The sequence below is a fragment of the Streptomyces sp. ISL-1 genome (assembly GCF_018614585.1).
In the GTDB taxonomy this organism is placed as follows: domain Bacteria; phylum Actinomycetota; class Actinomycetes; order Streptomycetales; family Streptomycetaceae; genus Streptomyces; species Streptomyces maoxianensis.
Window position 1 is genome coordinate 55,716 of record NZ_JAGGOI010000060.1, and the last position, 11,876, is coordinate 67,591.

At 68.0% G+C, this 11,876-nt stretch carries 12 protein-coding genes and 1 pseudogene; 4 read left to right on the forward strand and 9 right to left on the reverse strand.

Features of this window, described 5'->3' with window-relative positions; translation table 11 throughout:
- Positions 1 to 52 precede the first annotated feature (52 nt).
- Complete coding sequence (locus J7E87_RS32540; protein ID WP_215098233.1) at positions 53 to 685, forward strand: response regulator transcription factor; 633 nt, start codon at positions 53 to 55, stop codon at positions 683 to 685.
- 120 nt (positions 686 to 805) lie between these two features.
- On the opposite strand, the gene J7E87_RS32545 is transcribed toward J7E87_RS32540, so the two are convergent.
- Entirely contained in the window at positions 806 to 2,245 is a 1,440-nt protein-coding gene (locus J7E87_RS32545; RefSeq protein WP_215098234.1) for an MFS transporter, read from the reverse strand.
- Positions 2,246 to 2,308: 63 nt separating this feature from the next.
- A complete protein-coding gene (locus tag J7E87_RS32550) occupies positions 2,309 to 3,523 on the reverse strand; it encodes a lipid-transfer protein (RefSeq protein ID WP_215098218.1) in 1,215 nt (404 codons plus the stop codon).
- A 610-nt stretch (positions 3,524 to 4,133) separates the two neighbouring features.
- Between J7E87_RS32550 and J7E87_RS32555 the strand changes: the two genes are divergently transcribed.
- Positions 4,134 to 4,562 (forward strand): VOC family protein, encoded by a 429-nt coding sequence (locus tag J7E87_RS32555; protein ID WP_215098219.1) that lies wholly within the window; start codon positions 4,134 to 4,136, stop codon positions 4,560 to 4,562.
- Between the two features lie 324 nt (positions 4,563 to 4,886).
- Here J7E87_RS32555 and J7E87_RS32560 read toward each other — a convergent pair whose 3' ends face one another.
- A complete protein-coding gene (locus J7E87_RS32560; RefSeq protein ID WP_215098220.1) occupies positions 4,887 to 5,522 on the reverse strand; it encodes a hypothetical protein in 636 nt (211 codons plus the stop codon).
- A 191-nt stretch (positions 5,523 to 5,713) separates the two neighbouring features.
- Between J7E87_RS32560 and J7E87_RS32565 the strand changes: the two genes are divergently transcribed.
- Complete coding sequence (locus J7E87_RS32565) at positions 5,714 to 6,652, forward strand: MerR family transcriptional regulator (protein WP_215098221.1); 939 nt, start codon at positions 5,714 to 5,716, stop codon at positions 6,650 to 6,652.
- A 74-nt stretch (positions 6,653 to 6,726) separates the two neighbouring features.
- Positions 6,727 to 7,173: pseudogene (locus tag J7E87_RS32570) on the forward strand (GNAT family N-acetyltransferase); the annotation flags it as partial.
- A gap of 36 nt (positions 7,174 to 7,209) precedes the next feature.
- Here the strand turns inward: J7E87_RS32570 and J7E87_RS32575 are convergent.
- The 6 genes from J7E87_RS32575 to J7E87_RS32600 form a co-directional block, all read right to left on the reverse strand.
- Positions 7,210 to 7,902: a contact-dependent growth inhibition system immunity protein gene (locus tag J7E87_RS32575; protein ID WP_215098222.1), complete on the reverse strand. Its 693-nt coding sequence runs from the start codon at positions 7,900 to 7,902 to the stop codon at positions 7,210 to 7,212.
- A 12-nt stretch (positions 7,903 to 7,914) separates the two neighbouring features.
- Complete coding sequence (locus tag J7E87_RS32580) at positions 7,915 to 8,214, reverse strand: RNase A-like domain-containing protein (RefSeq protein ID WP_215098223.1); 300 nt, start codon at positions 8,212 to 8,214, stop codon at positions 7,915 to 7,917.
- 24 nt (positions 8,215 to 8,238) lie between these two features.
- A complete protein-coding gene (locus J7E87_RS32585; protein ID WP_251018335.1) occupies positions 8,239 to 8,811 on the reverse strand; it encodes a hypothetical protein in 573 nt (190 codons plus the stop codon).
- Positions 8,812 to 8,818: 7 nt separating this feature from the next.
- Positions 8,819 to 10,402, reverse strand: a complete 1,584-nt coding sequence (locus J7E87_RS32590; protein WP_215098224.1) for an RNase A-like domain-containing protein — start codon at positions 10,400 to 10,402, stop codon at positions 8,819 to 8,821.
- A 119-nt stretch (positions 10,403 to 10,521) separates the two neighbouring features.
- Complete coding sequence (locus tag J7E87_RS32595; protein ID WP_215098225.1) at positions 10,522 to 10,827, reverse strand: WXG100 family type VII secretion target; 306 nt, start codon at positions 10,825 to 10,827, stop codon at positions 10,522 to 10,524.
- Between the two features lie 14 nt (positions 10,828 to 10,841).
- A complete protein-coding gene (locus J7E87_RS32600) occupies positions 10,842 to 11,246 on the reverse strand; it encodes a WXG100 family type VII secretion target (RefSeq protein WP_215098226.1) in 405 nt (134 codons plus the stop codon).
- Positions 11,247 to 11,876 lie beyond the last annotated feature (630 nt).

The following is an 11,876-nucleotide window of genomic DNA, read 5'->3' on the forward strand; positions in this document are numbered from 1 at the left end:
GCCGAATGACCCGCAGGTGGGACCGTCGCCATACCCTTGGGCCGTGGAAGAGATGCCCCAGGATCACCGGCCCGCCAAGTGCGTACGTGTCCTCCTCGCCGAGGACCAGGGCATGATGCGCGGCGCGCTCGCGCTGCTGCTCGGCCTTGAGGCGGACATGGAGGTGGTGGCCCAGGTCGCCAGGGGCGATGCCATCGTCGATGCGGCGCTCACCTCACGGCCCGATGTGGCCCTGCTGGACATCGAGCTGCCCGGGCGCAGCGGGCTGGACGCCGCCGCCGATCTGCGGGACGAGGTGCCCGACTGCCGGGTGTTGATCCTGACGACCTTTGGGCGACCGGGCTATCTGCGGCGGGCCATGGAGGCGGGGGCCGCGGGTTTCCTCGTCAAGGACGGGCCGGTGGAGGAGCTGGCGGTGGCGATCCGGCGGGTGCTGACCGGCGAGACCGTGATCGACCCGGCGCTCGCCGCCGCCGCATTGAGCGCCGGGCCGAGTCCGCTCACCGCCCGTGAACGGGATGTGCTGAACGCCGCGGTGGACGGTGCGACGGTCTCCGATATCGCCGCGGCGCTGCATCTGTCCGAGTCGACCGTACGGAACTACCTGTCGTCGGCGATCGGCAAGACGGGCACGCGCAACCGCATGGAGGCGGTGCGAGCGGCGCGTCAGCAGGGCTGGCTGTGACCGAACATCCAAGCCCGCCGGGGGGAGATTGAGGACACTCCCCCTACGCCCGTAGTACGGGGGTCCGGGGACTTACCCCCGGTTCGGGAAGGGGGCGAGGTCCGGGGCCGGAGCCGCCGGTTACGGCTCCGCCCGGCGCGGCAGCCAGAACAGCATCAGCACCGCCGCGGCCAGCAGCACCCCGGTCCCCGTACGGAACGCCAGGGCGTAACCGGCGGTCAGCGCCTCCGGGTCCGTGCCGCCCGCCGTGCGGGCCGCGGCGACCGTGGAGAGGACGGCGAGGCCCAGCGCGCCGCCCATCGTGCGGGAGGTGTTGACCAGGCCCGAGACCAGGCCCGCGTCGCCCGGCGCCGCGCATGATGTGGCGAGGGCGGCGAGTGGGGTCGCCGCGAGGCCGGCGCCCGCCATCATCAGGATGCCGGGGCCCAGGATCGAAGTGAGGTACGTGCCGTCCGCGGTCATCGTGGACTGCCAGCCGAACCCGGTCGCGGCGACCAGCGCGCCGATGACCGCGACATTCCTGGCTCCGGCCCGCACCATCAGGCGGGGCGCGAGTTTCGAGCCGACGATGACGCTGACCGAGCTGGGGATGAGCGCCAGGCCCGCCTGCAGCGGCGGGTAGCCCAGCACGTTCTGGGCGTACACCGTCATGAAGAACCACATGGCGAACGACGCCGAACCGCACACGAACATGGCCACGTTCGCCGCGGTCACCGCGCGCGAGCGGAACACCTTCAGCGGCATCAGCGGCGCACCGGTCCGCGCCTCCACGGCCACGAAGAGGGCCAGCACCGCGAGCCCGCCGATCAGCGGGAGCAGCGTGCCGGGCGCGGTCCAGCCCGACTCCTCGGTCTGCACGATGCCGTACGCGAAGGACGCGAGGCCACCCGTGACCAGCACGGCGCCCGGCAGGTCGAGCCGACGGCCCTTGCCCTCCCGGCTCTCGGTGAGCCAGATCGCCGCGGCGACCAGGACCAGCGCGCCGATCGGCACATTGATCAGCAGCACCCAGCGCCAGGACAGCAGGTCGGTGAGAACGCCGCCGACGAGTCCGCCGGCCGCGCCGCCCGCCGCGCCCACCGCCGTCCAGGTGCCGATCGCCCGGGTGCGCGCCGGGCCCGGCGGCACGGCCGAGGTCACGATGGTGAGGGTCGCGGGCGCGAGCACGGCCGCGCCCAGGCCCTGTACGGCGCGGGCGGCGAGCAGCTGCCAGCCCTCCTGCGCGAACCCGCCCGCGACGGACGCAGCGGTGAACAGCCCGAGCCCGGCGAGGAACATCAGCTTGCGGCCGAAGATGTCCGCGGCCCGCCCGCCGAGCAGCATGAACCCGGCGAAGGCGATGGAGTACGCGTTCAGGACCCACTGCAGGCCGATCGTGGTGAGCCCGAGGTCGGCGCGCATCGAGGGCAGCGCGACATTGACCACGGACACGTCGAGCACGACGAGGAACTGTCCGGCGCACGCGGCGAGAATCACCGCCCAGGTACGCGCGGACGGGGCGATGGGCTCCGATGTGCGGGACTGTGGGGCGTCTGACGGGGCTTGGACCATGAGCGTCATGGTCTCAGCCATGCTGTGGTCCGTACATGCCGACATCGATGTATGGGTCGGGGCCCTTTGGACCTAGGACTTCCGCAGCAGGGTGACCACCGCCGCCCCGCCGAGCCCGATGTTGTGCGCGAGCCCCACCCGCGCGCCCGCCATCTGCCGCGGGCCCGCTTCACCCCTCAACTGCCGTACCAACTCGGCGGCTTGGGCCAGCCCGGTCGCGCCCAGCGGATGCCCCTTGGAGATCAGACCGCCGGAAGGGTTGACCACCCACCGGCCGCCGTACGTCGTCGCCCCGCTCTCCACGAGCTTGCCCGACTCGCCGTCCGCGCACATGCCCAGCGCCTCGTAGGTGAGCAGCTCGTTGATGGAGAAGCAGTCGTGGAGCTCGATGACGTCGACGTCCTCGATGCCGAGCCCTGAGGCCGCGAAGACCTGCCGTCCCGCCGCCCGTGACATCGGCTTGCCGACGACATCGATGCAGGAGCCGGAGGCGAAGGACTCCTCGGTGTCGGTGGTCATCGTCTGGGCCGCGATCTCCACGGCCTTCTCGTGCAGCCCGTGCCGGACGACGAACCGCTCGGAGACGACGACCGCGGCGGCCGACCCGTCGGAGGTGGGCGAGCACTGGAGCTTGGTGAGCGGCCGGTGGATCGTCTTCGCGGCGAGGATCTCGTCGACCGAGTAGACGTTCTGGAACTGGGCGTCGGGGTTGTTCGCCGAGTGCCGGTGGTTCTTGGCGCCGACGGCGGCGAGCTGCGCCTCGGTGGTGCCGTACCGCTCCATGTGCTCGCGAGCGGCGTTGCCGAAGATCTGGGCCGTGGGCGGACTCATCTCGAAGCCGTGCGCGGCCGCCATCAACCCGTAGTGGCGGGCGACGGGCGAGGTCGTGCCGCCGACATTGCCGGCTCCGCCACGGGCCCCGCCGTCCGAGCCCGCGCCCAAGGCGCCCCGGGTCATCTTCTCGAAGCCCAGGGCGAGTACGCAGTCGCTGATGCCGCCCTCGACGAACTGCCGCGCCATCATCAGGGCCGTCGACCCCGTCGCGCAGTTGTTGTTGACGTTGTAGACGGGCACGCCGGTCAGGCCGAGTTCGTACGCGGCTCGCTGGCCCGCCGTCGACGCCTGGAAGCAGTACCCGACAGGCACCTGCTCGACAAGGCCGTACGAGATCCCCGCGTCGGCGAGCGCGCGCGTCCCCGCCTCCTTCGCCATGTCCCAGTACTGCCAGTCCCTGGACTCGGGCTTCTCGAATTTCGTCGTCCCGACCCCGACGATGTACGACTTCATGTCTTCCTCTCAGTCCTGGGCAGGCCGATGATGCGCTCGGCGACGGGGTTGAGCGGCGGTGAGGCTGCCGGCGCCGAGCGCGATCGCCCAGATCCACCGCCCGTCCGTGAGGCCCGCGAGGTCCCCGACCAGCTCCCGCTGCCCGGCGCGGCGCAGCAGGCCGTGGCGGCGGCGGCGAGAAACCTGGGCAGAACCTTCCGCGTTCCCTCGGGAGGCACGACACGCGCCGGCATGCCGCGTACGGACCGGGCCAACCCCCGTTGTTCGTGAGCGATTCCGATGCGCATGAGCGGCAGACTAGAACACGTTTCAATCTGACGGTAGGTCAGGTGCCGGGGTTCCTGCTCAACGCGTGCGACGGTGCGGTGGAGGCGGGTGGAGGACCCGAGCCAGACCTGTGGTGCGTCACCGGCAGTCGTCGTGTTCCTCGAGGGCTCCGACCACCTGACAGCCGGTCGTTGCCTCGACCGTGACAGTTCTCCGGCTGCCCGGTGCAGAGCTCGCTGAATCCGGCGAGATTCAACGACCGGATGCGACCCGGCCCAGCGCGTCACCAACTCATGTCACGCGAGACCTCGACCCGTGCGGCGGTGATCGTTACGGTGGCCCGATGGCGTCGATCAAGCAGTTCCAGGTCACCTTCGACTGCGCAGAACCTGAGCGCGTCGCTCGTTTCTGGTGCGAGGTGTTGGGGTACGTCGTACCGCCGCCACCGGAGGGGTTTGCCACTTGGGACGATTACGATCGCTCTCTGCCGCCTGAGCGTCAGGGTTCAGCGTTCGCCTGCGTTGATCCCTCGGGCGTGGGCCCGCGACTGTACTTCCAGCGCGTTCCCGAAGGCAAGGCCGTCAAGAATCGGCTGCATCTTGACGTGCGGGTCGGCACCGGGCTCGTGGGTGAAGAGCGCCTCGCCGCACTCGAGGCCGAGTGCGCACGACTGGTCCCGCTCGGCGCGGTACGCGTGCGACTACTGTATGACGGCAACGATTCGTGCATCGGGATGCAGGACATCGAAGGCAACGAGTTCTGTCTCGACTGAGGGGCCGCGAACGTGTCCTCGTTCTGTCCCTATGGGCGGACGAAGAACCGCCCCCGACCTGTCAGGGCGCTGTGGCGCAGACCACCGGAGCCGGACCAGATCAACTGAGACAGCATCCGGCGTCCACCCGCCCAGGACCACATCACCCGAGATTCCCGGTATCCCCACGTCTCAACTGAGCTGGTCGCCGCATGTCAGCGGTCCGACTCGGAACCAGATCTTTCGAGACGGGACAACTGTCCCTTGACAATGAAGTCAGCCGCTCTGCCAACGAATCCGGCCGAGTGACGAATCGCTTCCAATCCTCAAGGGCGGAGGGGCCCTTCAAAGCCCAGCGGCTTGCTCTTTCGGTTGCCAGTCCGCCTCGGACCAGCCGTACTCCACGAACCCGTCGGGAACCTGCCCACAGGGGGCATAGACGCTGATGAACAGAGTCGTGGTCGAGTCGTTCCACTGAACGCCGACCTGGTCGCCGCCTTCCGGGTTTTCGAATCGGAAGCCCAGCTGGCGGAAGGTTGTCCCTGCACGGTCGCCTTCGTGGGTGAGTTTCCAACCCTGCTGCACCAGCCGGTGGCGCACGCGCCGCTGTGCGTCTCGGGCGGTGGCTTCGGGGACGTCGGGCACGCTCCAATCGAGTCGGAAGCTGCGGACGTCGCTTCGTGCCTCGTCAATGTGGGCGATGCTCCTCAGCCCGCGGTAGTAACAGGCACCGGTATCGACCCTGCCCGAGTCCGCTGCGTACTTTTCGGGCAGCGCGAAGCCGTCGTACACCCCGTCGGACCGGTCCTTGAGCCGTTGCGCGACCGCGTCGGGGTCGGCCGAAGGATACGGCGCGCCGTTCCACACGAAGTTCCCCGCCACCACGGCAGCGACTGACAGCGCCACCATCACGAGCCCTGTGACGGCGTACAGGACGGGCCGCCCGGAGGCCCGGGCTCTACGTACAGGGGTCTTGAACATGCATGTGACGGTAGGCGTCAGCATTGCGCGACGGATGAGTAGCAGTACCCAGGAGAGTTCTGGAGCACTCACGAAGTCGGGTGCCGAAGCGACGAAAGAGGAATTGTCAAGACTTGTGGATGAGGAGTGGTTGCCTGCTGGCAGGCGAAGGGACTTGAGTCTCCAGTAGGGGGAGACACCAAGGTGGGGGCATGGACGGCGACACGCTCTACTCGATCGGCGAGCTCGCTCGGCGGACCGGTCTCACGGTCAAGACCATTCGGTTCTACTCCGATCGCGGAATCGTGGCGCCGACGGACCGCAGCCCGGCCGGCTACCGCCTCTACGACATCGACGCCGTCGCACGCCTGGAGCTCGTGCGAACCCTGCGCGAGCTGGGACTGGACCTTTCCACGATCCGCAAGGTCGTGGACCGCGAGCTCTCGCTTCGCGAGGTCGCCGCGGCGCACGCCGAAGCACTGGCAGTGCAGATCCGCGTCCTGCGCCTGCGGCGCGCGGTGCTGACGGCGGTGGCCGAGCGCGGGTCCACACCTGAGGAGACGGAACTCATGCACCGGCTGGCCCAGCTCTCCGAGGACGAACGCCGACGTCTGATCGGCGATTTCCTCGACGCCGTCTTCGGCGGTCTTGACGCCGCCCCCGCATTCGCGGGGGTCATGCGCTCGATGACCCCCGAGCTGCCCGACAACCCGGAGGCGGAGCAGGTCCAGGCGTGGGTGGAGTTGGCCGAAATGTCCCTGGACCCGGATTTCCGCGCCGTCGTGCGGCGGATGGCCGAGGACCAGGCAGCCGAGCAGGCCCGAAGCGACACGATGGGCCCGCGCCGCGACATTGCCGCAGCCGTCCGTGACCAGGCCGGCCCGGCCCTGACCGCCGGCGTCGACCCGGCCTCGCCCCAGGCCGATCCGATCGTCGCGGCGTTCACGGCGCACTACGCGCACCTCCTCGGCCGCCCCGACGACGTCGAGCTTCGCCGCCGGCTGGCGACTCGGCTGGAGAGCGTGAACGACCCCCGCAGGGAGCGATACCTCCAGCTGCTCGCAGTGGTCAACGGCTGGCCGGCCCCGGAGAGTCTGGCTCCAGTGCTCGACTGGTCCGTCCAGGCTCTGCGCGTCCGGACACAGCAATGACGGGGCGGTCGCAAGGCGGCATGGGCCGGACGCGGCCGGCGTCGGGTGAAAACGCCGCCGCACATGATCGGTTTATGAATGCCCCCGTCGTACTTCAGGTGGCCGCGACGTCGGCCTCTCCCGCTCTCGTTCTTCGCCCCTGGCGCATGGAGGACGTTGCCGCATTGGTCGAGGTGAGCCGGGATCCCGCATTGCTCCAGTGGGCGAGCTCTGTCGTGGACAACGATGCTGAGGGGGCACGGTGGGTGCAGGACCAGCAGCGGGGCTGGGCAGCGGGGGACCGGTTCGGCTTTGCCGTCCTTGCGGCACAACCCGGTTCAGTTCGCGAACAGTTGGTGGGCAACGTGATCCTCAAGGAAGTCACCTCCGGCAAACCGGCGGCCGAGGTGGGCTACTGGACCGCGGCGCACGCTCGCGGGCGGGGAGTGGCCCCCCGCGCTCTGGAGGCACTCACCAGCTGGGCCTTCGACACCTTCGAAGCCGACGGGCTGGAGCGTCTCGAACTCCTGCACCAGGTGGACGCGGTCAGCGAGGGACCACGCCCTGTGGGCACCAACTCAGCCATCGGCCCCCGACTGTCCGTAGTCCGCCCGGAAGCCGCCGAGCCGGTCCGCCACCAGCGCGAGCCAAGCGCCCGGTGTGTATGGCGTCGGCGGATCGACCTCCATCCCCAGCTCACCTACGGCCAAGGCGTAATCGGCCTCCTCGAGGCGCAGGGCGAGCAGCTCGTGCAGTTCGCCGACGAGGCGCGCCACGAGGGTGCGGTCTGTCGCCGTGTCGTAGTCCTGGACGGCCGCGTCGTGGTCGGCGAACTCGTCCGGCATGTCCTGCGAGAACCAGCCGCCCAGGAACTGGGCCAGTTCGGGAAAGCGGGCATGCCACTCCCAGTGCGTTTCGGGCACCGCCGACGGGGGCGGGACCTCGCCTTCCTCGATGCTGCGCTTGATGTGGTCGGCGAGTACGAGGAGCCAGTCCTGGATCTCGGACTCGGGCCGGCCGACATCCGGGACCGGGTAGAACTCGCCTAGCCGCAGCCGCAACCGGCCGGGGGGATTGCGCGCGTAGTCGCGGATCTGCTGCTCCGCGACGGACAGGGCCCAGGGACGCGAGTGCCAGGTGTGGCGCAGATACGCCTGAAGGGCGCGGCTCGGCCTCTCAGGATCATCATCGGCCGGCTCGGCGACGTACGCGTTGATCACTTGGTCCAACTCGCCGTAGCGGCGGTCGAATTCGAGCGGCTTCATGGACACGGCGTTCGGCCTCTACGGGTAGATCGGGAAGGTGGCGTGCACAACGAACCCGTGTGGGCTCGTCGGCTCGCGCCTGAGCACCACCCGCGCGGCCCGCACGTCAACAGGCTCCCGCCCGGCGAGCGCCATGGCCTGCAGCAGTACCCGGCCGACCGGCTCGGAACGGGACGGCCAGGCGGCCTCGATGGCGAGGCGGGGCCGGGTGCCCTGCGCCAGCCAGCGGTGGATGGCCTGTTCGTTGCCGGTGACGACCTGCTGGGTGGCCCATTGGGCGGTTTCCCGGTCGGGGTAGGTGGCGGATCGGGTGAGCACGGCGTCCTCGGTTCGGTGGGCGGTTCAGGTGGCGTCGAACGACCAGACGAGGCCGACCTCGGTATCAGAGACGGCGATCAGGCCGGCATCCCAGTCGTACCGGCTGAACGGATCGGTCGACCTGACGGGCTGAGCGTAGAAGTCCGGACTCTCACCCTTCCACCCGATGTTCGAATAGAACCGGCTCTCGGCCGGGAATCGCGACAGAACGACATGAGCCCGGCGCTCCATCTCGGGTCTGCGTCGGTCGAACTCCCACTCTCGCGAGACGTCCAGCCAATTGGTCGCCAGCGTAACCAGCAGCGTTTCGACAGAACTCCGCGGGAGCTCGGTCACCCGCCGCCGACACGACTCCACGTCCTCCGCTGTCGCCGGAGGCGGTGCGAAGGGGAACCCCGGGTCGTCCCGGCGCTCGTCCTCGTCCCTGTCCGTGTCAAGCGACTGCCATCCCCGGGGGTCCTGTGCCTCGCCCCGCATGATCGACGCAACGTCGTACCACCACTCCTGGTGCTCGCGCCGCGTGACAGCGACAAACGTATAGCGATAGAACAGCTCCAGCGCGTCCGCCCAAGCCTCTGCATCGATATCTCTCATCATCGCTCCATTATTTAGGCATCGACGTCACGACAACGAAAGGCGGATCGAGGTTCGGGTCGTACTTGAGCCGCGTCGCCACCCCATGCGCATCCTTGACCGGAGTTGCCTGGTCGTTGACCACGTCCGAGACCCGCCCTGTCACCGCCTGTCCGGCCATCGGACCTTGGCTCGGCACCGAACTGACGTCGAACACTTTCGAAGGCTTGGAGGGCGGCGGATTCTTCAACCAGTCCTGAATTTCCGTGGTGTTGGAACGGATGCAGTACTGCGTGTATCTCTGCGCCGACTCCAGGTCCGGGAAGCTCGACGCCGCAGGAATGCTGGGCCTGCCCGCCCCGTTGGCTTGGTCCTCCAGGCGCTGGAGCAACTGAGTGTCTGTCTTGCCCACATGCTTGTCGATGGTATGGCCGCCGCTGAGCTCTTCGTTCGTCGCCAGGTCCAGGGAGTACACATAGGGAGCCTGACTCTCGTCACGCTGCCAACTATGTTCCTTCTTGAACTCGTTGAGTGACCTGGCGCCGAAGGCCTGGGCCCGTGCTTGCTCCGCCTGGAACGTGGGTGCGCTGCGCAGCGCCACATCCAGCTCCGGCTTGAGCTTGTTCAGCTTCGTGGCGGCCTCGTTGAACTCACGATGGTAATTCTCGACCTCCGCGTTCATTCCGGTCTTGTCCATGTGGGACCGGAAGGTGGTGACGATCTCAATGAACGCCATGGTCGCCGCGAGCCTGGTCAGCTCCCACAGGTCGAGGCCAGTCGTCAGGTCCTTGAACGTCGCCTCCCCTGCCTCCTTGCCGTACTTCGTCGTCATCCCGCGGGTCTTGTCAGCGACATCAGCCAGATGGTCGAGGATCTCCTGAACTGCGTCCGCAGTCTTCTGAAGCACTTCGATGATGGGCCGGCGCCCATCGGGGGCAGTTCCGCGGCTGGTCTTCCAACTGCGCCCCCGCGGCGCCCGCAACCCGTCCTCGTCGCGGGTGCGCCCCCATTCAGTGGTGCCCCAGATCGTCTGGCAGAACGCCCTCATCGCCCCCTGCCACTCACTGTTTCCCTGCGGATCCGTGAGATAGGCGATGGAATCGGTCAACTCGTCGGCAGATTTTTTCGCGTCCTTGGCGACGGCCCGCCATGCCACGGCCATCCCCCGCAGGTCCTCCGCTTTGGCGCCAGGAGTGATCTCGTGGACCTTACCGAGACGAAGTCCGTGCTCGACCGCCGGCCTGATGACGTCCGCCAGGAAGTCCGGGAACTCACCCATGACGCCGGAGATCGCCCATGAGTCGGCGTCCTCGCCGGTGCCCGTCCACTTGATGTCGTTGACAGGCCCGTAGGGCGGGATCTTGTTGATGACGACGGGCTCCGGCTTCTTCACCGGCTGCCGGCCCTTCCGGCCACGTGCGTCCCAGTCCGCCTGGTCGTAGTTGTTCGCGGTGACGGTCAGCCCGACAGCGGCTCCACCGATGCTCACCACTCCCTTTCCCCAGGCCTCCAGGAACTTCTCCACCACCTGCTTATAGGCGTCGGCGAACGAGTCCGCGCCGCTGCCGGTACCGGCCGACTGGGTGTACTTGTTCAGCGCGTCGACCAGCGTCACTCCTCGCCCGTCGTGCGCGTACTGGCCGTCCCGTACCAGGTCGGAGGCGTGGTAGACGTGCGTGGGCTGGATGTCGAAGGCCCCGTTCTGCGACGGTGACGGCGGCGGCGGACCTGCCATCAGGCCGCCCCCCAGCCACGCAGCACAGCCTGGTGCGCTGCCGCGTAATTGATGTGGCCATTGACCACAACCTCTTGGAGCCAGGCCTGCGCCGCCTCCAGATCCTGCGCGGACAGATCCCACTTGTCGAGCTCGTCGACAAAGGCCTGTCGCGCCTCGCCTTCCCAGGTCAGAACGACCTTTTCCACCCGCGGATACAGCAGGTCCAGCTTCTCGTTCAGCTTATTGAGTATGTCCTTGAGATCGGCGGAAAGATTCCGCAAGGTCGCGAAATCGACGGCTATGTGGTCGTCATCCGACGACATGTGTCCCCCTGATATCACAAGTCGCTGATACGGCTCTGCGGCTTCGGCGGAGCTGGCACCGCGGCGTCCGGGTTCGGTGTGGAGAGGGCATTCGCCTCGGCGGCCACATCGACCGAGCTCTGGATTCGCCGGAAGCGCTCCATGATGTCCAACTCCTGTTTTGTGAAGCCGTCCCGGCTCAGACGAACTGCCTGTTCGAGCACCTTCATGACCTCACGGATGCGAACGGCATCCTCCGCGGCGCCCCGGTGGAGGGCCCGGTAGGCCTTGGCCGCGGGACCGCGCCAGCCTGACTCGATGACGTCGACGATCTCGTCCATGCGCTTGACCTGTTTGTTCAGGTAGTCCTGCATGTCGTCGAGGTCATTGGCGAGGTCGGTCAATCTGTCATTGGTCACCCGGAGGCTAGGTCCGTCCATCGGCTCCCCCCTCCTCCTGCACGTCAACGCCCATAACCCTCGGGCCACTTCAGCGAGCCTAACCTCGATCGTTCATGAGCTTTCGTCGGTTTCTTGACGAGGGTCCTGTGTGGTGCGGCCTCTCCGGAGCCGGGGCAGGCCGGCGGTCCGACTGTCGCGTCGAGTGGGCGCCGGGTTCCACTCTCCGGCGTGGTGCTTCGGAGTCCGACGAGCCGCCGATATGCAACCTGTAGCGAGACGGCCAGCACTCGCCGGCCCCACCCAAGGTCGCGAATCGCAGATCAGCCGACCCGCCTCTCGCAAGTTTCAGTCGGACAGGACAGTTGTCCTCCGGTGCGGCAACGTTTGGCTTGGTTCACGTCATCACGAACTCCGGCAGCTCATCCGCGCACGAGAGCAGAACCGAGCGGGGTCAGGTATGGACGACGGATCCACCGCTGCGTTTGGAGACGATGAGTCCGGCATGGGGAGCACCGTCCCATGGCGGCTCGCGGTGGAGATTGAGATGTCCAGGCCGGCTGCGAGTTCATGGAAGGTTTCTTGAAGCCTGGCAGCTCAGCGAACCAATAATCGGTTGCCTGTTGGCGATGGTGGTGGATGCAATGTCGGGCATGGTCACCCAGGTGCGCC